The organism is Nonomuraea sp. NPDC048901 (genome assembly GCF_040649695.1).
Lineage (GTDB): Bacteria > Actinomycetota > Actinomycetes > Streptosporangiales > Streptosporangiaceae > Nonomuraea.
Genome location: NZ_JBEZFW010000021.1, coordinates 18,902 through 38,533, shown reverse-complemented (window position 1 = coordinate 38,533; position 19,632 = coordinate 18,902). Strand labels below are relative to the sequence as shown.

General features: G+C 71.0%; 20 protein-coding genes. 9 read left to right on the top strand and 11 right to left on the bottom strand.

The window, feature by feature from the left end; all coding sequences use genetic code 11:
• Window positions 1–67 precede the first annotated feature (67 nt).
• The gene (locus AB0C30_RS47530; RefSeq protein WP_357956811.1) at window positions 68–1,078 is read left to right on the top strand and encodes a tyrosine-type recombinase/integrase; all 1,011 of its coding nucleotides are present in this window, start codon (window positions 68–70) and stop codon (window positions 1,076–1,078) included.
• Between the two features lie 119 nt (window positions 1,079–1,197).
• Here AB0C30_RS47530 and AB0C30_RS47525 read toward each other — a convergent pair whose 3' ends face one another.
• Window positions 1,198–1,452, bottom strand: coding sequence for a helix-turn-helix transcriptional regulator (locus AB0C30_RS47525; RefSeq protein WP_357645069.1), 255 nt, complete (start codon window positions 1,450–1,452; stop codon window positions 1,198–1,200).
• Window positions 1,453–1,516: 64 nt separating this feature from the next.
• Between AB0C30_RS47525 and map the strand changes: the two genes are divergently transcribed.
• Window positions 1,517–2,284 carry a type I methionyl aminopeptidase gene (gene map, locus AB0C30_RS47520; protein ID WP_357956809.1) on the top strand — a complete coding sequence of 256 codons (768 nt, stop codon included), beginning with the start codon at window positions 1,517–1,519 and terminating at the stop codon, window positions 2,282–2,284.
• A gap of 167 nt (window positions 2,285–2,451) precedes the next feature.
• Here map and AB0C30_RS47515 read toward each other — a convergent pair whose 3' ends face one another.
• The 3 genes from AB0C30_RS47515 to AB0C30_RS47505 all read right to left on the bottom strand — a co-directional run bounded on the left by AB0C30_RS47515 (window position 2,452) and on the right by AB0C30_RS47505 (window position 4,880).
• Complete coding sequence (locus tag AB0C30_RS47515; RefSeq protein ID WP_357956807.1) at window positions 2,452–3,324, bottom strand: 5'/3'-nucleotidase SurE; 873 nt, start codon at window positions 3,322–3,324, stop codon at window positions 2,452–2,454.
• 192 nt (window positions 3,325–3,516) lie between these two features.
• Window positions 3,517–4,029, bottom strand: coding sequence for a GyrI-like domain-containing protein (locus AB0C30_RS47510; RefSeq protein WP_357956804.1), 513 nt, complete (start codon window positions 4,027–4,029; stop codon window positions 3,517–3,519).
• A complete protein-coding gene (locus AB0C30_RS47505; RefSeq protein WP_357956802.1) occupies window positions 4,026–4,880 on the bottom strand; it encodes a MerR family transcriptional regulator in 855 nt (284 codons plus the stop codon). The genes AB0C30_RS47510 and AB0C30_RS47505 overlap by 4 nt, the downstream gene beginning before the upstream one ends.
• Window positions 4,881–4,975: 95 nt before the next feature.
• Between AB0C30_RS47505 and AB0C30_RS47500 the strand changes: the two genes are divergently transcribed.
• A complete protein-coding gene (locus AB0C30_RS47500; protein ID WP_357956800.1) occupies window positions 4,976–5,530 on the top strand; it encodes a MerR family transcriptional regulator in 555 nt (184 codons plus the stop codon).
• Window positions 5,531–5,546: 16 nt separating this feature from the next.
• Here AB0C30_RS47500 and AB0C30_RS47495 read toward each other — a convergent pair whose 3' ends face one another.
• Window positions 5,547–5,855, bottom strand: a complete 309-nt coding sequence (locus AB0C30_RS47495; RefSeq protein ID WP_357956798.1) for a DUF6204 family protein — start codon at window positions 5,853–5,855, stop codon at window positions 5,547–5,549.
• 3 nt (window positions 5,856–5,858) lie between these two features.
• Window positions 5,859–6,497, bottom strand: coding sequence for a TetR/AcrR family transcriptional regulator (locus AB0C30_RS47490; protein ID WP_357956796.1), 639 nt, complete (start codon window positions 6,495–6,497; stop codon window positions 5,859–5,861).
• A gap of 74 nt (window positions 6,498–6,571) precedes the next feature.
• On the opposite strand from AB0C30_RS47490, the gene AB0C30_RS47485 reads away from it, so the two are divergent.
• Entirely contained in the window at window positions 6,572–7,351 is a 780-nt protein-coding gene (locus AB0C30_RS47485; protein ID WP_357956794.1) for an ATP-binding cassette domain-containing protein, read from the top strand.
• Window positions 7,352–7,377: 26 nt separating this feature from the next.
• Window positions 7,378–8,130, top strand: coding sequence for an ABC transporter permease (locus AB0C30_RS47480; protein WP_357956792.1), 753 nt, complete (start codon window positions 7,378–7,380; stop codon window positions 8,128–8,130).
• Between the two features lie 7 nt (window positions 8,131–8,137).
• Here the strand turns inward: AB0C30_RS47480 and AB0C30_RS47475 are convergent, their stop codons facing one another.
• Entirely contained in the window at window positions 8,138–9,145 is a 1,008-nt protein-coding gene (locus AB0C30_RS47475) for a DUF4037 domain-containing protein (protein ID WP_357956790.1), read from the bottom strand.
• Window positions 9,146–9,346: 201 nt separating this feature from the next.
• Between AB0C30_RS47475 and AB0C30_RS47470 the strand changes: the two genes are divergently transcribed.
• The gene (locus AB0C30_RS47470) at window positions 9,347–10,420 is read left to right on the top strand and encodes a M4 family metallopeptidase (RefSeq protein WP_357956788.1); all 1,074 of its coding nucleotides are present in this window, start codon (window positions 9,347–9,349) and stop codon (window positions 10,418–10,420) included.
• A gap of 115 nt (window positions 10,421–10,535) precedes the next feature.
• On the top strand, window positions 10,536–10,802 hold the full coding sequence (locus AB0C30_RS47465) for a protealysin inhibitor emfourin (RefSeq protein WP_357956786.1): 267 nt from the start codon (window positions 10,536–10,538) through the stop codon (window positions 10,800–10,802).
• 260 nt (window positions 10,803–11,062) lie between these two features.
• On the opposite strand, the gene purB is transcribed toward AB0C30_RS47465, so the two are convergent.
• Both purB and AB0C30_RS47455 read right to left on the bottom strand, forming a co-directional pair.
• Window positions 11,063–12,493 carry an adenylosuccinate lyase gene (gene purB, locus AB0C30_RS47460; RefSeq protein ID WP_357956784.1) on the bottom strand — a complete coding sequence of 477 codons (1,431 nt, stop codon included), beginning with the start codon at window positions 12,491–12,493 and terminating at the stop codon, window positions 11,063–11,065.
• 70 nt (window positions 12,494–12,563) lie between these two features.
• Window positions 12,564–15,794, bottom strand: coding sequence for an efflux RND transporter permease subunit (locus AB0C30_RS47455; RefSeq protein ID WP_357956782.1), 3,231 nt, complete (start codon window positions 15,792–15,794; stop codon window positions 12,564–12,566).
• A gap of 97 nt (window positions 15,795–15,891) precedes the next feature.
• Between AB0C30_RS47455 and AB0C30_RS47450 the strand changes: the two genes are divergently transcribed.
• Window positions 15,892–16,341: a MarR family transcriptional regulator gene (locus AB0C30_RS47450; protein ID WP_357956780.1), complete on the top strand. Its 450-nt coding sequence runs from the start codon at window positions 15,892–15,894 to the stop codon at window positions 16,339–16,341.
• Between the two features lie 78 nt (window positions 16,342–16,419).
• Here AB0C30_RS47450 and AB0C30_RS47445 read toward each other — a convergent pair whose 3' ends face one another.
• On the bottom strand, window positions 16,420–18,711 hold the full coding sequence (locus tag AB0C30_RS47445; RefSeq protein ID WP_357956778.1) for an ATP-binding domain-containing protein: 2,292 nt from the start codon (window positions 18,709–18,711) through the stop codon (window positions 16,420–16,422).
• Window positions 18,712–18,819: 108 nt separating this feature from the next.
• On the opposite strand from AB0C30_RS47445, the gene AB0C30_RS47440 reads away from it, so the two are divergent.
• Window positions 18,820–19,239 (top strand): NUDIX hydrolase, encoded by a 420-nt coding sequence (locus tag AB0C30_RS47440; protein WP_357957081.1) that lies wholly within the window; start codon window positions 18,820–18,822, stop codon window positions 19,237–19,239.
• Between the two features lie 20 nt (window positions 19,240–19,259).
• Here AB0C30_RS47440 and AB0C30_RS47435 read toward each other — a convergent pair whose 3' ends face one another.
• Entirely contained in the window at window positions 19,260–19,526 is a 267-nt protein-coding gene (locus AB0C30_RS47435; RefSeq protein ID WP_357956776.1) for a hypothetical protein, read from the bottom strand.
• Window positions 19,527–19,632 lie beyond the last annotated feature (106 nt).

Below are 19,632 nucleotides of genomic sequence, written 5' to 3'. Positions count from 1 at the left end.
CTGTCGGTGGGGCCCGCTACCGTCTGCCTGTGTGGATCTTCGGTGGATCTTGGGGTGAGGGGGGACGGTGCGGCCTGCTGAGCTGGATCGGCTGACGGTGGTGGAGGCGGCCGACCGCTATGTGGAGCTGGTGCGGGCCAAGACGTTGACGGGGGCATTGTCGCAGGCGACGGCGGAGCTTTATGCGCGTGATGTGGCGACGCTGGTGGCGCTGGCCGGGGAGTCGACGGTGCTGGACGACCTGTCGGGTGAGGACGTCGATGCGATTTTGCTGGCGTTCGCGCGTAAGCCGGATGGCCGGCGTTCGGCAGGTGGCGGGGGGCAGAGTCCGTCGTCGCAGGCGCGGTTTCGGCGTTCGATCTCGGCGTTGTTCAAGTACGCGTCGCTGGCGGGCTGGATCCAGATCAATCCGATGGCGTTGTCGACGGTGACGGCCAGGGAGCGGGGCGGGCTGCGGCCCGAGCGGCGGGCGTTGACGCGGGAGCAGGCGCAGGGGCTGATCGGGGCGGCGCGGTCGGCGGGCGAGGCGCCGGCGGCGGGGCGGCGTGATCAGCGGACGGAGTTGCGTGATGCGTTGATCGTGTTGCTGTTGTCGACGCTGGGGCCGCGGGTGTCGGAGCTGGTGCGGGCCAATGTCGAGGATTTCTACACCAATGACGGGGTGCGTTATTGGCGGATCTTCGGCAAGGGGGGCCGCACCCGGGATGTGCCGCTCCCCCGCGATGTGGCGCTGGCGTTGGAGGCCTATCTGGCGCGGGAGCGGGCGGAAGTGCCGGACAAGGCGTTGTTGTTGTCGTGGCGGGGGCGGCGGCTGGCGCGTGGCGATGTGCAGGCGGTGATCGATCGGGTGCAGCGGCGGGTGGCGGCCGAGCAGCGGCGGTCGGTGACGCCGCATGGGTTGCGGCATACGACGGCGACGCATCTGCTGGCGGACGCGGTGGACATGGACGCGGTGCGGCGGGTGCTGGGGCACAGTGATCTGTCGACGCTGGGGCGTTACCGCGATGAGTTGCCGGGTGAGCTGGAGGGGGCGATGCGGGCGCATCCGTTGTTGAAGCGGGCCGACCCGGATCGGTGAGCGGACCCGCCTGCGCTTCGCCCGCTTCCGCCCAGCCGCTTTGGCCTAGCTCGTCTCGCGTGGCCGGGGTGGGCTCTGGGGCGGCGGTGAGCGGTTGAGCGGGCGCGGTTTTGTCTCGCTCAGGCGGGTGTGGCGGGGGTGAGCCGCAGGGCGAGGTGGTCGAGAGAGACGCCGAGGACGTCGGCCAGGGCGGCGATGGTGAAGAAGGCCGGGGTGGGGATGCGGCCGGTCTCGATCTTGCGGAGGGTTTCGGCGGACATGCCGGCCGCGGCGGCGACTTCGACGATGCTGCGGTCGCCGCGCACGTCGCGGAGCAGCAGGCCGAGCTGCTCGCCGCGCCGTCGCTCTTCGGGGGTCAGCGAGGGTCGGACCATGAACCCAAGTCTACAGCTGGGATACAGATGCCGTCGGGATAAAAATACCGGTATAGTTATCGACATGGTGGAGATCAAGACATTGGCGGAGATCGAGGCGATGCGCGAAGCGGGCCGCGTGGTGGCGCGGGCGCTGCAGGCGATCGTCAAGCATGCCGCGGTGGGGGTGCGGGTCGACGAGCTGGACGAGCTGGCGGCCACCATCATCGCCGAGGCGGGTGCCACGCCCGCGTTCCTGGGCTATCAGCCGCACTTCGCGCCGACGCCCTACCCGGCGGTCATCTGCGCGTCGATCAACGACGTGATCGTGCACGGCATCCCGGACCGTTACCGGCTCAAGGACGGTGACCTGGTCAGCATCGACTGCGGCGCCTACCTCGACGGGTGGGCGGGCGACTCGGCGGTCAGCTTCGTGGTGGGGCTGCCGCGCGCCCGTGACGTGGCGCTCATCGAGGCGACGCAGGAGGCGCTGCGGGCGGGCATCGCCGCGATGCGGCCGGGTAACCGGATGGGCGACATCGGGCACGCCATATCCTCGGTCGCGGTGGCGGGCGGCTATGGCGTGCCGATCGACTTCGGCGGGCACGGGATCGGGCGGAAGATGCACGAGGACCCGCACGTGGCCAACCAGGGGCGGCCGGGCCGCGGGCTGGTGCTGCGGACGGGTTTGGTGCTGGCGATCGAGCCGATGTTCACCGCGGGCGGCGACGGCCGCTACCTCACGGCCGCCGACGGGTGGGCGTTGCGGACCGTTGACGGCTCGCGCGCCTCCCACAGCGAGCACACGGTGGCCATCACCGACGACGGGCCTGTGATCCTCACCGCGGTTTAGCAGTCGCGGTTCAGGAGCCGCGCAGCCATATCGCGCCGCTCTGTCGTGCTCGCCCCTCGTGCGGCTCCGCTCGTGCTCACCGCTCCGCTCGTGCTCGCCGCAGGGTTGGCGCCGCAGGGTGGGGTCGGGTTGTGGGCCCACGGTGTTCCCGGCGGGGTGCTCCGGGCTCAGGGGGTCAGGGCGTTGAGGCGGAGGCGGATGATGGTGGCGGTGGCCGGTCCCGCTTCCCAGTTACCGTCCAGCGGGGTGATGGTGACGTTGCCCGCGGCCAGCAGGGTGCGGTCGGCGTCGGTCACCGGGTCGGGGGCGGTGGCCGGCAGGGGCAGGATGCGGTAGCAGGTGGCGCACGCGGCGGAGTCGAGGGTGTAGTCGGTGGAGAACGGCAGCGAGGTTCCCAGCTTGGCGACGGTGACCTTGCCGTTGGGGGTGACGGGGTAGTTGACGTTCAGCGCGGTGCGGGCGGGCAGGACGGCGCCGCGTGAGGTCGCCGCCAGCCGGTCGACGAGTTTGACGGCGAAGGCGATCGACTGGTCGGCGCTGGGGAAGGAGCCGCCGCTCCTGGCGACGCTGACCGCTACGGCGGGGATGCCGCCGGTGATGGCGGTGATCGTCGCGGCGACGGTGCCGGAGTAGTTGGCGGTCGCGGCGACGTTCTCGCCCGGGTTGGGGCCCGAGACCACCAGGTCCGGCGGGTTGCCGGCGAACACGACGCGCGTCCCGAACGCGACCGCGTCGCTGGGGCTGCCCCCGACGGCCCAGACGCCGGGCTCCTTCTGGGTGGCCTGCAGCGTGGTGCCGAACTTGGCGTTGATCGCCGTGCCGGTGATGCTGACGTCGCTGTCGGGGGCGACAACCGTCACCTCGTGGCCCGCCTCGATCAGCTTCTGGCGCAGTCCTTGCAGGTAGGTGGAGGTGTAGCCGTCGTCGTTGGTGAGCAGGATGCGCAGGTGGCGCGGCTCGTGCGCCTGGGCCGGGGCGGGGTTCGCCACTCCCAGAAAGGCGAGTAATAGCACAGGGATGAGGGCGATGCGCTTGAACACGGTCTGTCTCCTTGCCGGCTCTTACCTTCGCGCCCGACGCGGCCGCGGTGGCTGAGCGGCCTGATCTCGCTGGGCCGGTGTGTCCGCGGTGACGCTCGGGATGGGGTGACGCTTCGGAATGTAAGAGCCGGCGCGGCGGCGGGGGAAGATCGTGCGACCCCAGATGAACCCCTGATTAACGGGTGAGGCGGTTCATGCCGGGCGGACGGGCTGGCGCAGCAGTGTGCGCGGATCGGGGTCGTCGAACGCCGTCAGGTACACCTCGTGGTGCGGCCCGTTGGCCACCAGGCCGTGCTCGTCCATGTACTCCTCCATCACCTTCAGGGTCGCGGGTTCCTCGCTGTAGGGGCCGTGGTGCAGCATCTGTACGCACTGTCCCTCGGTGAAGACGGCCACCCGTACGCGGTCGACGGCCGCGCCGCTCGCGCGTACGGACTCGCGGGCCTGTTCCAGGCGTCCGGGCTCGGGGGTGGCGGGCAGGGGCAGCAGCAGGTGCCAGCGCCACTGCTCGCGCGGCACCTGCAGCCCCGGGCGTTCGTCCTCCACCCACCACAGGCCTTCCAGCGGTCCGGCGGGGCCGCCCATCGCGCCGGCGACGGCGTGCAGGGCGCCGATCGCGGACAGGTGCTCGGCTCCGCCTGGCTCGCCCAGGCCGGTGACGTTCAGGCAGGTGACGGGGCCTTGGGTGATCAGTTCGGCGCTCATGGTTCGTCCTCCAAAGGGATCATCAGGTGGGTGATCAGCTGGTCGGGCGGGGTGTGGGCCGGGTCGGACACGTACACCTCGCGGATCGGGCCGCGCATGGGGTGGCGGCGTTCGGCGCACCAGGCCAGGACGGCATGGGCGGTCAGGGAGATCTGGTCGTAGGGGCCGAGGTGGGTGGCGGCGGCGAAGGTACCGCCGGGCAGCACGTCCACCTGTGCTCCCCCGCCGGTGTGCCAGCCGTCTGCCAGGACGAGCGCGGCGGTCACGTCGAAGTCGTCGGTCAGGTCGACGGGGAACAGGCCGATCAAGTGCGGGCCGCCGCCCGCCGCTCCCCCACCGGGCAGTGCTGGGGGCGTGTCGGTGTCGGTGTCGGATCGGGTCGCCGGCCCGTACAGCAGGCCGGCTGTCAGGCGTGTCATCGCGGCGGTGGTGGCGCGGGCGATGTCGGCCGGGCCGGTGGCGCGTTCGCGCACGAGCGCGACGCGGTGGGCCGGTTCGGTGACGATGCGGACCTGGGTGGCGGGCAGGCCGTCGGCTATGACGCGTTCCAGGGAGGCCAGTGTGCGCCGCCGCCGGGCGAGTTCGGCCTCCAGTGTGTCGTGTACGGACTCCAGGGCGCCTTCGGTGCCGGCCAGGACCTGGCCGACGACGGGCAGCGGCACGTCGAGGGAGCGCAGCAGCCCGATCGACATCGCCGTGCGGGCCTGGGCGGCGCGGTAGTAGCGGTAGCCGGTGGCGGTGTCCACGCAGGCGGGCCGGAGCAGCCCGATCTCGTCGTAGTGCCGCAGCTGCTTGACGCTCAGGCGGGTGAGCCGGGCGAACTGTCCGATCGGCAGGAGGTCGTCGTCCACGTCCCCCAGCATGGGGCCTCCGGCTGTGGGAGAGTCCAGCCCGGGCTTGTGCCTGACGTAACGTGAGGGTTCATGGTGGGGGTCATGAGCTTTCCGTGGGGCAGGTGTCCAGGCTGGCCGGTGTCACCGTGCGGACGCTGCATCACTATGACGACATCGGCCTGCTCAGTCCGGGTGAGCGGACGGCGGCCGGTTACCGGCGTTACACCGAGGCGGATCTGGTCAGGCTGCAGCAAGTGCTGCTGTATCGGGAGCTGGGTTTCGCGCTGGAGGAGGTGGCCGTCATTCTGGACGAGCCGCGTGCCGATGAGCTGACGCATCTGCGCCGCCAGCATGAGTTGCTGGTGCGTAGGTCCGAGCGGCTGAGTGAGGTGATCGCCGCGGTGGAGCGGGCGATGCAGGCTCATACGAGGAGCGTCGCGCTGAGTCCGGCCGAACGGCTGGAGGTGTCCGGCGGTTTCCGGCCGGAGGATCACGAGGCGGAGGTGGAGCGGCGCTGGGGCGGCGGTGAGCGGTATGAGCAGAGCCGGCGCCGCGTCGCCGCCTGCACCAAAGCCGACTGGGTGCGGCTCAAGGCCGAGGCGGCGGCGGTCGTGGAGGATCTGGCGGCCTGTTTCCGCTTGGCCATCGCCGCCAACGCCCGCCGCTGAAGGCCGGTGGCGGGGCTCAGCCCGAGCTCGCTCTCGGGCGGCCCTTGCGGCGGATCTTGATGTCGCGCATGTCCGTGACCGCGACGCGCAGCACGTGGTAGGGGTGTCCGTGGGCGTCCAGGGCGGCCATCGCGGCCGCGGTGGCCTCGTGCTCGCCGTCGTCGGGGCCCGCGGGGATCTGGCAGCGGAAGGTGAAGGCCGACACGCTCTGGTCGTGGGTGAAGGTCCCGGCCTCGGTGAAGGCGGCGCCTGCCGCGGCCCGTACGGCCTCACGCGTGGCCTCGTCCAGGCCCTGGAAGGTGCCGCGGATCGTCACTCTGAACATGGGTCAGTCCTTACGTGTGGCGTAGGTACGAAGACGGTCTCCGAGCAGGTCCTCGTAGACGTCGATGAGTTCCAGCACGGCCGCGGCGATGGCGTCGGGGCTCTGTCCTGCCGCGGTCCGTTTGCCGATCTCGGCGTAGACCAGCGCGTGGAAGCCGCCGATGTGCCAGGCCACCATGGCGGGCAGGGGGTCGCCGGGCGCGGCGCCGCTCTCCTCGGCCAGGACGGCGGCCAGTTCGTCGGTCATCTGCCGGCCGAGGTCGCCCAGGCGGGCGGTGAGGGTGGGGGCGGCGCTCATCATGTCGAAGACGCGGCCGAAGCCGTCGGTCAGGCCGAGCTTGCGTTCGCGCCGCCGTACCTCCTGGCGCAGGTGTTCCAGGACGGCGGGGACGGCGGCCTGGCCGGCGGGGCGGTGGCGCACGATGTCGGCCAGGCGCTGGGGTGAGGCCTCCTCGGGCGGCAGGACGAGGTCTTCCTTGGTCTGGAAGTAGTTGTAGACGGTGTTGACGGACACCTCGGCCGCCGCGGCGACTTCGGCGATGGTGACGTGGTCGAAGCCGCGTTCGACGAACAGGGCGGTGGCCACGTCGCGGATGCGGTGGCGGGTCTGCTGCTTCTTGCGTTCCCGCAAGCCCTCGGTCATGCCGAATAGCTTAACTCAACTCCAAACTTTAAGTCGATTGCAATTTTGGAGTGGAGTGTGGTTCTATCGGCGGCATGCCTGAACCAGCCATCCACGTCCGGGGCCTGGCCCGTACCTTCACCCTGGCCAAAGGCCCCGTCCACGCCGTACGCGGCATCGACCTGACCGTGCGGCGCGGCGAGATCCTCGGCTTCCTCGGCCCGAACGGCGCCGGCAAGACCACCACCGTCCGCATGCTCACCACCCTCCTGCCGCCCAGCGGCGGCCACGCCGAGGTGGCCGGGCACGACCTGCTCGCCGACCCCGCCGGAGTACGCCGCCGCATCGGCTACGTCGCCCAGTCCGGCGGCCTCGACCCCGGCTGCGGCGTACGCGAGGAGCTCATCACCCAGGGCCGGCTGCACCGCCTGACCAAAAGCCAGGCCGGCGAGCGGGCCGAGGAGCTGGCCCGCGACCTGGCTCTGGTGGAGCTGATGGACCGGCCGAGCGCCGCCCTGTCCGGTGGCCAGCGCCGCCGGCTGGAGATCGCGCTCGGCCTGGTCAACCGGCCGCAGGTGCTCTTCCTCGACGAGCCGAGCACCGGCCTGGACCCCGGTAGCCGCGCCGAGCTGTGGGAGCTGGTGCGCCGCATCCGCGCCGAGCACGGCACGACGGTCTTCCTGACCACCCACTACCTAGACGAGGCCGACGCGCTCGCCGACCGCATCGTCGTCGTGGACGCCGGAGCGGTCGTCGCCGAAGGCACCCCCGCCGAGCTCAAGTCCCGCCACACCGGCGATCCGGCCGCCAGCCTGCAGGAGGCCTTCCTGGCCATCACCGGCCGCACCACCGCCGGCGAACCCCTGTCCATCTAGTAGACCCACAGGAATACGGACCCCTCATGACCCTCCTCGCCGACACCGGCATCATCTTCGGCCGCTACCTGCGCGCCACGCTGCGCTCCACGACCAGCCTTTGGTTCGGCATGCTGCAGCCGCTGCTGTTCCTGGCGCTGTTCGGCCCGCTGCTGACCAGGCTCGACCTCGGCGTGGGCGGATCGTCCTGGCAGGCGCTGGTGCCCGGCGTACTGGTGCAGCTCGCCCTGCTCGGCGGCTCGTTCGTCGGGCTCGGCCTGCTGATGGACCGCAACCTCGGCGTCATCGACCGCATGCGCGTCACCCCCGTCCACCCGCTGGCCCTGCTGCTGGGCCGCACGCTGCGCGACGTCGTGCAACTGCTGGCCCAGTCGATCCTGCTCGTCGGGCTCGGCCTGGCCTTCGGGCTGCGCGCCCCGCTGGCCGGGATCGTGCTGGGCCTGGCCTTCGTCGCCGTCCTGGCCGCCGCCCTGTCAGCCCTGTCCTACGGGCTGGCCATGAACGTCGCCACGCCGCCGGAGTTCGCGGCCATCGCCAACACCGCCGGCATGCCGCTCATGCTGCTGTCGGGCCTGCTGCTGCCGATGAGCCTGGCGCCGGGCTGGCTCGACGCCGCCTCCCGCGTGGTGCCCCTGCGCTACACCGTCGACGCGGTACGGCAGGTCTTCCAGGGCCACTACGCCAACGCCACCGTCCTGACCGGCGCCGCCGTCACCGTGGCCCTGGCGGCCGTGTGCGTGTTCGGCGGCGCCCGCCTGTTCGGCCGTAGGCGGGCCTGAGCGGCGCTCAGGCGCCCAGGCCGAGAGCCGCCGCCGTCACCGCCCGGGCGCGGCGCGGCTCCAGCAGCAGGTCCACCGAGTCCGACAGCTGGTCCACGCACCCCACCACCGGCAACCCCCTGATCACCGGGTCCGACACCGATCCCAGCAGCGCCTGGACGAACCGGTCGCCGCCGATGACGCGGAAGGGCCGGTCGTGGAAGTCCCGTACCCGCTCATCCAGCGGCTCGGCCAGCGCCACCCGGTTCTGCAGCGCCGCCAGCCGCCCGTAGGCGGCGGCCAGCCCGTCCTCCCGCTCCCGCCATGACCGGGCGGCCACCGCCAGCCCCAGCGACTCCCCCAGCTCCGTCGAGCCGGGCATCCGCGCCAGGGCGCTGCCCAGCCATTTGGCGTAGGGCGGGTAGCGGCGGCGCAGCAGCAGCGCCAGCCGCATCACCTCCCGGCTCAGCCGTGCCCCCACGACGGCCGAGCCGAGCTCATCCCCCACCTCTCCCGACCGGCCGGGGAACGGCTCCTCCTGGGCGATGCGCCGCCACTGGCACGCCAATACGTACCGCCACACATCGCCCGGATACCAGCGCAGCGCCGCCCGGGCCTCCTCCAGCCCGCCCAGCCCGTCATGGAACACCTCCCCCAGCGTCACCTCCGCCAGGCTCTGCCACGGCACCGACAGCCAGTCCAGCAGCGACACCCCGCGCCGCGGGTCGAACCCCAGCCGCTCCACCAGCCACGCCTCCAGATCGGCGACCACCACGCCCGGCCGCCGGGCACCGTGGTAGTCGAACACCGTCTCCAGCCCCCGAAACCGCTCGGGCAGCCCGGCCAGCACCTGCGCCTCCACCTGCGCCACCCGCTCCGGCTCCACGAACACCAGCACCCGCGGGCCCCAGTCGTGATCGGCGGAGCGGCCCGTGTCGAAGGCCAGCACCTCCGAGCCCGGCCCGATCAGCGCGGCACTGTGCGGCACCCGCTCCACCAGCGGCGCCACCACCTCGGCATAAAAGTCTCGGGACAACTCGATACCAGGAACAAAATCGGACATCACACTGTCAACTGTGCCTGACGGCCTGCCGAACCTCATCCGATTTTCCGGCCACCCCGAATCCCGGCCCGGACGCCGCCTAGGGATAGCCCTGAGACCGCCACCGATGCGCCCCGCACCCGGCCCCGCTTACGTGGAAACGTCAGAATCCGTTCCCGCCAAAAGGGCTCAGCCATGGCATATCGCTGCTCCTTCGTCCCGCCCCACGTCCTCGACCACATCGCCAAGGTCCAGGCACAGCAGAGCGCCGAACCCTCACCGGCCCAGCGCTCAGCCGTCGTCTCCGCCCAGTTCCGCCGCGGCCGGCGCAGCACCGACGCCCTCCCCCTGGCCCAGCAGCGCATGACCGCCGAACCCGAAAGCGTCCCGCCGGGGCTCACCGTCCCCAAACCCGGCACCGGCGGACGCCTGGTCTACGACGACCTCAACCAGTGGACCTTCGACGTCACCTTCATCCGCGGCGAAGGAGACCCCGCCGTCGCCGCCCAGAACGCCAACGACGCCTACGACCGCCTCGGCACGGTACGCACCTACTACAAGGACCGGCTCGGCCGCGAGTCCATCGACAACGCCGGGCTCAACCTCGTCGCCAACGTCAACTTCGGCGTCGCCTTCGACAACGCCTTCTGGGACGACTCGGGCCTGCGCATGGTGTTCGGCAACGGCAGCGGTCAGGTCTTCAAGGACCTGACCGCCAGCATGGACGTGTGCGCCCACGAGCTCACCCACGGCGTCACCCAGTTCAGCGCCAACCTCAACTACACCAACGACCAGAGCGGCGCCCTGAACGAATCCTTCAGCGACATGCTCGGCACCGCCATCGACGCCTACGCGGGCGGCCAGGACGCCCACACCCACAACTGGCTCATCGGCGACGAGATCATGGCCGACGACCTGTACGGCGAGGCGCTGCGCAACATGGCCGAACCCGGCACCGCCTTCGACAACCCCCTGATGGGCCGCGACCCGCAACCCCGCGACATGTCCGGCTACTTCGAACCCGCCGACCCGCACATCATGTCCGGCATCACCAACCGCTGGTTCTACCTCATCAGCCAGGACCTCGGCCTCGACGCCGCCACCGTGATCATGTACCAGACGCTGCAGAACCTGTGGCCCAACGCCAAGTTCGCCGACGCCGCCACCGTCGCCGTCGCCCAGGCCCGCATCCTGGCCCGCACCGGCCTCGTCCCCCGCCAGTCCCCTCAGACCGTCCGCAGCGCCGCCAGGCAGCAGGGATTCTGGTAACCCCCTGTGCACGGGTCCGGCGACAAGGCTTGCCGCGAGGGTCGCGCGGCCAAGCCCGCCCGGACCCGTGCGGAGCCCCGTACCGTGGGGTGAACAGCCAGCCGGAAGGACGCCCATGCGTGTCACGCTCGAAACCAGCGGCGGCTTCACCGGCCTGCGCCGCACCGCCACCCTCGACACCGACCTGGACGAGGCCGTCGACGACCTGCTGCGGCACCTCCGCTCCGGCGCGGCCACCGAGCCGCCCGGATTGTCCCAGCCCCGCTACCGGCTGACCGTCCACCGCCCCACCGGCGACCAGGTCACCGAGCTAGCCGAGTCCGAGGTGCCCGCCGCCCTGCGCCCCCTGCTCACCGAACTGCTCCGCCACGCCCGCCCATAAGGGCGCAAAACCCGCCGTTCCCGTACGGCAGCGGCCCCCTCGACAGGCCCGCTCTACACCACCTGCGAAGCCATGAGCGCGCGGCGCCGGTAGCCGATCCGCTCGTACACCCAGATCGCCGCCCGGTTGCCCTCATCCACCATCAGTGCCGCCCGGCCCCTCCCACCAGGTCGGCCTCACCCACCGGCCGATACGAGGGCCCCATCTCGCTCAGCGCGTGCCGTACCAGCCGCGTCGCGCATGCCGCGACAGCTCGGCGATCACAGAATCGAGCCCGGCTGGTAGGCCGCCGCCTCCGGATGGGCCGCCACGATCTCGCCCACCGACCGCGACACCGCCGCCACCTGCTCGGCCGCCGCGCCGGTGAACGAGACCCGGTCGGTCAGCAGCGCCGCCAGAGCGTCACGGTCCAGCGGGAAACGCTCATCGGCCGCCAGCCGGTCGAGAAGTTCGTTGGCCGCGCCGCGCGAGCGCATCGCCAGCGCCGAAGCCACGGCGTGCTCCTTGATCAGCTCGTGTGCCCGCTCCCGGCCCACCCCGGCGCGGACCGCCGCCATGAGCATCTTCGTCGTGGCCAGGAACGGCAGGTAGCGGTCCAGCTCCGCCGAGATCACCGCCGGGAACGCGCCGAACTCGTCCAGGACCGTCAGCATCGTCTCCACCAGCCCGTCGAAGGCGAAGAAGGCGTCCGGCAGCGCCACCCGGCGTACCACCGAGCACGACACATCGCCCTCGTTCCACTGATCGCCGGCCAGCTCGGCCACCATCGAGGCGTAACCGCGCAGCACCACCGTCAGGCCGTTCACCCGTTCGCAGGAGCGGGTGTTCATCTTGTGCGGCATCGCCGACGAGCCGACCTGTCCCTCCTTGAACCCCTCCGTCACCAGCTCGTGCCCGGCCATCAGCCGGATCGTCTTGGCCAGCGACGACGGCGAGGCCGCCAGCTGTACCAGCGCCGAGACGACCTCGAAGTCCAGCGAGCGCGGGTACACCTGGCCCACGCTGGTGAAACGCCGCTCGAACCCCAGGTGCGCGGCCACCCGGCCCTCCAGCTCCGCCAGCTTCGCGCGGTCGCCGTCCAGCAGGTCCAGCATGTCCTGGGCGGTGCCCACCGGTCCCTTGATGCCGCGCAGCGGGTAGCGGGCGATCAGCTCCTCCAGCCGGCCGAAGGCCACCAGCAGCTCATCGGCCGCCGAGGCGAACCGCTTGCCCAGCGTGGTGGCCTGCGCCGCCACGTTGTGCGAACGGCCCGCCACCACGGTCGCCTCATGCTCCTCGGCCAGCCGCGCCAGCCGGGCCAGCAACGCCACCACCCGGTCGCGTACCAGCAGGAGGCTGTCGCGTATCTGCAGCTGCTCGACGTTCTCGGTCAGGTCACGCGAGGTCATGCCCTTGTGGACCTGCTCGTGCCCGGCCAGCGCGTTGAACTCTTCGATGCGCGCCTTCACATCGTGGCGCGTCACCCGCTCCCGCGCGGCGATGGAGGCCAGATCGACCTGCTCGACCACTTTCTCGTAGTCGGCGACCGCCTCCTGCGGGACCGTGACCCCGAGCTCCGCCTGCGCCCGCAGCACCGCCAGCCACAGCCGCCGCTCGGCGACGACTTTGTACTCGGGGGACCACAACCGGGCCAGCTCCGCGGAGGCATAACGGGCGGCCAGGACATCAGGGATACGCGGCTTGGAAGTCACGTCGGACAAGTCTATTCACACAGCTCCGCCCGTACGGCACCAGGCCGTACGGGCGGAGCACCCCTCTGCGTTACGGGGTCGGAGCCAGAACCTTCGCCGCTTCTTTCTTCGGCTCGGCCGGCTTGCGGCGCAGCCGCTCCTTGGCCCGCTCCACCATCGTGTAGAGGGTCGGAACCAGGACGAGCGTCAGCAGGGTCGAGGTGATCAGCCCGCCGATGACCACGACCGCCAGCGGCTGGGAGATGAACCCGCCCTGCCCCGTCACGCCCAGCGCCATCGGCGTCAGCGCGCAGATCGTGGCCACCGCCGTCATCAGGATCGGCCGCAGCCTGCGCCGGCCGCCCTCGATCACGGCCTCGACGATCCCCAACCCCTGGGCGCGATACTGGTTGATCAGGTCGATCAGCACGATCGCGTTGGTCACCACGATCCCGATCAGCATGAGCATGCCGATCAGGGCCGGCACGCCCATTGCCGTGTTGGTGGCCACCAGCAGCCCGACCGCGCCCGTCGCGGCGAACGGAATCGACACGAGCAAGATCAGCGGCTGCACGAAGCTGCGGAACGTCGCGACCATGATCATGAACACGATCGCGATGGCCGCCAGCATCGCCAGCCCCAGATCCGCGAAGGCGTCCTGCTGATCGGCTGAGGCGCCGCCGATCTCGTAGGAGGCGCCCGAGGCGAGCGTGACGCCGTTCAGCTTCGTCGTCAGCGCCTGCGTCACGCTGCCCAGGTCCGAACCCGTCGCCTTGGCCGACACCGTCGCCGAGCGCTCACCGTCGATCCGGGTCACCTGCGTCGGCCCGGCCACCCGCTTGACATCCGCCACCGACGACAGCTTCACCAGGCCCGTCGCCGTGGCCAGCTTCAGCTTCTCGATCTCCTTGACGTCCTCGGGAGCCTCACCCACGCGCAGCACCAGGTCGCTGGCCCGCCCGTCCAGCGTCAGCTGACCCAGCGGCGCGCCGCGGAAGGCCTGCGCCACCGACTGGCCGATCTGCGCCTCCGACAGGCCCTTGGCGGCCGCCTTCTCCTTGTCGACCCGTACCTCGATCCGCGGGGCGCTGGCCTCCAGGTTCGACGACACATCACGCAGGCCCGAGACCTGGCCCATGGCCGTCTTGACCGCGTCGGCCGCGGTCCGCAGCGTCTCGGCGTCGGCCGCCTGCACGACCACGTCGATGGAGTCGGAGGAGAAGCCGCCGCCGCCCGAACCGCCGACCGTCACCTCACCAATGCCCGAAAGGCCGGTCAGCTTGTCGCGCAGCGCCTGCTCCACCGCCGGGGTGTCGGCGCCCTCCTTCAGCGTCAGCGAGTACGACGCGCGATCCGCGCCGCCACCGGCGCCGCCGCGCATCGCGTTGCCGCCGCCGACGTTCACCTGGTAGGTCTCCACGCCGTCCAGGCCGGCCAGGACGCCCTCCACCTTCTTGGCGGCCGCGTCCGTGGTGGCCAGGTCCGTGCCCACCGGCATCTTCTGCGACACCGAGATCGTGTTCTGGCCGGCGGAGTCCAGGAAGTTGGTCTGCAGCCTGCCCGCCAGTCCCAGCGTGCCGACCATCACCGCCAGGCCGATCAGGATCGTCACCAGCTTGAAGCGCGTCGCGAAGCGCAGCACCGGCAGATAGGCGCGCTGCAGCGGGCTGCGCAGCTCCTTGGCCTCGGCCGCCTCCCGCTGCGCCCGCGCCTCCTCCGGCGTCAGCACCGGCGCCTTGAGGAACCAGTACGCCATCACCGGCACCACCGTCAGCGACACCACCAGCGAGGCCAGCAACGCCACCGCCACCGTGACCGCGAACGGGCCGAACAACTCACCCACCATGCCGCCGACCACCGCGATCGGCGCGAACACCGCCACCGTCGTCAGCGTCGAGGCCGTCACCGCGCCCGACACCTCGCGTACCGCCGACAAGATCGCCAACAGCTTCGCCTCGCCGTAGCCGAGATGGCGCTTGATGTTCTCCAGCACCACGATCGAGTCGTCCACCACCCGGCCGACCGCGATCGTCAGCGCGCCGAGGGTCAGCATGTTCAGCGAATAGTCGCCCGCCCACAACGCGATCAGCGCGATCACCACCGACAGCGGGATCGACACCGCCGTCACCAGCGTCGAGCGCACCGACAGCAGGAACACCAAGATGACCAGCACCGCGAACGCCAGGCCCAGCAGGCCCTCGGTGGTCAGGCTCTCGATCGACTGCTGCACGTAGGGGGCCTGGTCGAAGACCACCTCCACGGCCGTCTCCGACGAGTCGCCCAGCGAGCGGCCCAGGTCGGGCAGCTTCTCGCGGATCGCGTTGGAGATCGACACCGCGTTGCCGTCGGGCATCATCGTCACTGACACGCCCAGGCTGGTCCGGCCGTCGGTACGGGTGATCGTCGTCGCCTCGGCCAGGCCGCGGGTGATATCGGCCACCGAACCCAGCTTCACCGGCTTGAGCGGCTTGGGCTGCGCGAGCGCGGTCGTCTGCGCCGGACGGCCGCCCGGCTGCTGCTGCCCGCCCGGCCGGCCCTGCTGCGCCTGCGGCTGTGCTTGGGCCGGGGTGGCCTGCGGCTGGGCCGGAGTCAGGTACAGGTCCTTCAGCTTGTCGATCGAATCGACCCGCTCGCCCACCTGCACCGTGAGCGAGGAGGAGCCGGAGTTCAGCGTGCCCGCCGGGATCGGCGTTCCGTTGGCCTTGAGCACGTCCGGGATCTGCGCCGCCGACACCCCGGCCAGCGCCATCTTCTTCAGGTCCGGCTTGATCGTGACGACCTCGTCACGGGTGCCCGTGACCGTCGCCTCCCGTACCCCCTCCACGGCCTGCAGCTCCGGCACCATGATCTGGCGCAGCTTGTCGGCCATCGCCCGCTCATCGCCGCCGTCGCCCACCGCCAGCACCAGCACCGGAATGTCATCGGTGTTACCCGCGACCACCTGGGGTTCCACACCGGAGGGCAACTGCGGCTGCACCCGGCTGACCGCCTGCTGCATCTTGCTGATCGACGCCTCGATGTCGGTGCCGAAGGCGAAGGCCACCTGAACCTGGGTCATGCCCTCCTTGGAGGTGGAGGTCATCTGCTCCATGCCGTCAATCCCCTGGAAGGAGTCCTCCAGCGGCTTGGTCACCTGGTCTTCCACGATCTCGGGCGAAGCCCCGGGATAGGAGGCGATCACGAACGCGCCGGGGAACGACAGCGACGGCAGCAACTGCTGCTTGAGCTGCGGGATCGTGAACGCGCCGAACGCGGTGATCACGATCGAAAGTAAGATCACGAGGCTGCGGTTGGCAAGACTCAACCGGGCGAATGCGGTCATGAGCGTCCCTTCAGAATTCGCCCCAGACTAACACTTCGCCTTGTACGAATATTTAAGCTGCCTTGGCTTTCCTGATAACCTTCTCAGGAAGCGAGAGGTGAGTGTGGACGACGAACGCGAAGACCTGATCCGCCGGATCACCGAGACCCAGCGCGGCCTCGGGCGGGCCCTCAGCCAGACCCAGTCCGCCTTATTCACCTCCAACCTCACCATGCGGCAACTCAAGGTTGTCATGCTGCTGTCGCACACCGGCTCGGCCTCCGGGCAGGAGCTGGCCCACGACCTCGGCGTCGGCCTGGGCACCGTGACCGGCATCGTCGACCGGCTGGTCAGCCATGGGCTGGTCAGCCGGCGCGAAGACCCCCACGATCGGCGCGTGCGCCGGGTCGAGCTGACGGACGCGGGCGCCAAGCTCCTGGCCGAGATCAACGATGTCGGTCTCGACCACTACCGGCGCATCATGGACCACCTCGACACCGAGACCCTGCGCTGCCTGCTACAGGTGACCACCCGCGTCCGCGAGGTCGCCGACCAGCTCTACCCGTGACCCTCCGTAAGCCCCTAGCCTCTAAATGAGAGTATTTATTCGATTATGTGTTTGGGTTTTTGCCCCGCCCGGACGCCTTTACAAAGTAGATTTTTTGGACATGCGGGACAAGACCGGCGGCAGGTCGTTCTCGTGGGTGATCGTCAGGCGGCGGGTGGCCCTGGTCACCGCCACATACAGGTCCTGGCCGCCCATCGGTGACTGCGCCATGATGGCCGCCGGCTCCACCACGACGACGGCGTCGAACTCCAGCCCCTTGCACTGGGTCACCGTCAGCACCACCACGGGCGCCTCCAGATCGCCGCCATCCGGCAGCAGCGCCGCCACCCCCGCATGAGCGGCGTCCGGGGTGATGACGGCCAGGCGGCCCTCACCGATCAGCGCCAGTTCCTCGGCCACCAGCGCGGGCAGCCCGGCCAGGCCCGTACGGACCGCGCGGGGCTCGGCCTCCCCGTCCCTGACCGACTCCGGCACGCTCTGGGACGGATCGACCACACGCAGGACGTCGGCCGCGACCCGCATGATCTCCGCCGGCGTCCGGTAGTTGACCAGCAGCCGCTCCTCCCGCCAGCGGCCACGCAGATAAGGGTCCAGCGCCTCGCCCCAGGAGCGTGCGCCCGCCGCCGAACCCGTCTGGGCGATGTCGCCCACCACCGTCAGCGAGCGGGCCGGAACCCGGCGCATGACCATCCGCCACGCCATCGCCGACAACTCCTGCGCCTCGTCCACGATCACGTGACCGTAGGCCCACTGGCGGTCGGCCGCGGCCCGCTCGGCGGTGCTCAGGTCCAGGCCGGTGTCGGCGTGGCGATCGGCCAGGACGTCGGCCCGGTCGAAGATGCCCTCCTCCAGCAGGCCGGTGCTCTCCAGCACCTCCCGGGCGTAGCGCTCCTGCTCCTCCCACTCGCCCTCGGCCTGCCGCGACGCCGACCGGTCGGCCGAGTCGTCCTCGCCCAGCAGTTCGGCCGCCTCATCCAGCAGCGGGACGTCGCCGATCGTCCACGGCGAGCCCGCCGGCCGTACCAGCGCCTGCCACTCCAGTCCCGGAGGCGAGACCTGCCACAGCGTTTCCGGGGAGGCCAGCAACTCCCCGATCACGCGCTGCGGCGTCAGCTCCGGCCACAGCCCCTCCACCGCCTCGTATATCGCAGGCTCCTGCCACAGCCGCGCGGAGGCCAGCGTGAGATCGACCTCGTCCAGATCGCGCTCCAGATCCAGCGGCTCGGCCAGCTCCGGATCCTCGAACTCCATCTCCGCCAGCCGCAGCGCCTCCTCCACCGCCCGCGCCTCGGCCCGCGCCAGCTCCTTCAGCACTTCGGTGACGAACAGCTTGCGCGCCATGTTGTGCGGCAACCGCACCGCCCGCGCCCGCTCCCGCAACGCCACGCACACCGCGCGCGGCACCCGCAGCACCCGGCCGTCCAGCAGCACCTCCAGATCGCCCTCGGGCAGGCGCTGCCGCTCACGCACGGCCGCCGCCACCACCTCGGCCATCCGCGCGTCGCCCTTGACCACCGCCGCCCGCGGCCCGTCGACGTCGACCGCGCGCACCCCGGGGAACAACTCCCCCACCGTCGACATCACCACCTGCGTCTCGCCCAGCGCCGGCAGCACCTGGCCGATGTAGCGCAGGAACATCGGATTGGGCCCCACCACCAGCACCCCCCGCCGCTCCAGCGTGTCGCGGTGGGTGTAGAGAAGGTAGGCGGCGCGGTGCAGCGCCGCGACCGTCTTGCCGGTGCCGGGGCCGCCCTGCACCACCAGCGCCCCCTGCAGAGAGGCGCGGATCACCCGGTCCTGCTCGGTCTGGATGGTGGCCACCACGTCACCCATCCGTCCCGTGCGGCCCCGGCGCAGCGCCGCCAGCAGCGCCGCCTCGCCGACCAGCGTGCGGCGCTCGCCCTCGCTCATGCGCTCCAGGTCGAACACCTCGTCATCCAGGCCCACCACCGTGCGCTCGCGGGTGTGCAGGTGACGGCGGCGCAGCAGGGCGCCCGGATCGCTGGCCGTGGCCACGTAGAACGGGCGGGCCGCCGGGGCGCGCCAGTCGATCAGCACCGATTCGTGCCCCTCATCGCGCAGCCCGATCCGGCCGATGTAGGTGGTCTCGCCGCCGCTGTCGTCGATCCGGCCGAAGCACAGCCCGCGCTCGACCCCGTCCAGCTGCGCCAGCCGCCGCGCCTGCTCCGAGGCGCTCACCTCACGCTCGACCCTGGCCTGGCGGGTGCCCAGCGCGCCACCCCGGCCGTACACCTCACGCAGCACCGCCCGCGCCCGCTCACGCGCCGCGTCGAGTCTGCCGTAGAGCATGGACACCGTCCCCTGCTCGACGTCAAGGGCTTCCGCGAGAGCATCTTGACGATTAGCCATTCGCTGGTATACTCCTAACGGGAGGCTTGTATATAGCTTTGGCTTGAAGTGCCAAGTAAGTGAGCGTACCGCCCCTCCCGCCTTGCCGCAACCGCCTCGCCGGCCGGCATCGCGCCCGTCGCCGGGCACATCGACGCCCATGGCGGCCCCGAGCAGGCCGCCACCGCAGAGGTCACCGAGGAGGTCGGCCTGACCGTAACCCGCCTCCACCTGCTGCACCAGGGCTGGCGGTCCAACCGGTGCCGCAGACCCACCGGCGGCACCGTCGGCCACCAGTGGACGATCTTCGAGACCCAGACCTCCGGGCAACTCCACCCCTCGGCCCGCGAGGTGCGCGCCCCCCGATGGGTGCACCCCGACGAGCTCCAGCAGTACGCCCAGCGCACCGCCGCCTTCGCCGGACAGATCACCGCAGCTGAGTCCGCGGCCCGGCCGGGACTGGAACCGGTCTGGGTCCGCTTCCTCCACGACCTGCAACTCGTCGCCATGCCCGGCGAGGCGCTCGACCGGATCGACGATGTGATCTGACCATGTCCCTCAGCCGATGGTCAGTGCGCCCCGACAGCGCGAGCGGCCACCAGCCGGGCTACGTACGCCCGGATCCGGTCGCGATCCTCGGGAAACACCGACCCCCACTCCTCATCGAGGGCGAACCAGCGCGGCGGCTGCCCGCTCTCCCCGCTCAGCGGCGCATCGAGACCGACGATCGCGGCGTACGACAGGCCCAGCGTCGGCGACCAGTCCGAGCGGTAGGAACGCACGCAGACCGCGGCCGGCACCTCCAGCAGTTCCACGTGCAGCCCGGTCTCCTCCACCAGTTCGCGTGCTGCCGCGGCGCGGGGGTCTCTCCCGGCTCGACCTTGCCACCGGGCGGCACAGAGCCGCGCACCCTGTGCTTAACCAGCAGAATGTGCCCGAAGC

Bases quoted from the DNA above. Each gene is read 5' to 3' on its own strand.
- AB0C30_RS47485 (WP_357956794.1), top strand. From the start codon at position 6,572: ATGCCTGAACCAGCCATCCACGTCCGGGGCCTGGCCCGTACCTTCACC.
- AB0C30_RS47525 (WP_357645069.1), bottom strand. From the start codon at position 1,452: ATGGTCCGACCCTCGCTGACCCCCGAAGAGCGACGGCGCGGCGAGCAG.
- AB0C30_RS47470 (WP_357956788.1), top strand. From the start codon at position 9,347: ATGGCATATCGCTGCTCCTTCGTCCCGCCCCACGTCCTCGACCACATC.
- AB0C30_RS47445 (WP_357956778.1), bottom strand. From the start codon at position 18,711: ATGGCTAATCGTCAAGATGCTCTCGCGGAAGCCCTTGACGTCGAGCAG.
- AB0C30_RS47495 (WP_357956798.1), bottom strand. From the start codon at position 5,855: ATGTTCAGAGTGACGATCCGCGGCACCTTCCAGGGCCTGGACGAGGCC.
- AB0C30_RS47465 (WP_357956786.1), top strand. From the start codon at position 10,536: ATGCGTGTCACGCTCGAAACCAGCGGCGGCTTCACCGGCCTGCGCCGC.
- AB0C30_RS47480 (WP_357956792.1), top strand. From the start codon at position 7,378: ATGACCCTCCTCGCCGACACCGGCATCATCTTCGGCCGCTACCTGCGC.
- map (WP_357956809.1), top strand. From the start codon at position 1,517: ATGGTGGAGATCAAGACATTGGCGGAGATCGAGGCGATGCGCGAAGCG.
- AB0C30_RS47490 (WP_357956796.1), bottom strand. From the start codon at position 6,497: ATGACCGAGGGCTTGCGGGAACGCAAGAAGCAGCAGACCCGCCACCGC.
- AB0C30_RS47455 (WP_357956782.1), bottom strand. From the start codon at position 15,794: ATGACCGCATTCGCCCGGTTGAGTCTTGCCAACCGCAGCCTCGTGATC.
- AB0C30_RS47510 (WP_357956804.1), bottom strand. From the start codon at position 4,029: ATGAGCGCCGAACTGATCACCCAAGGCCCCGTCACCTGCCTGAACGTC.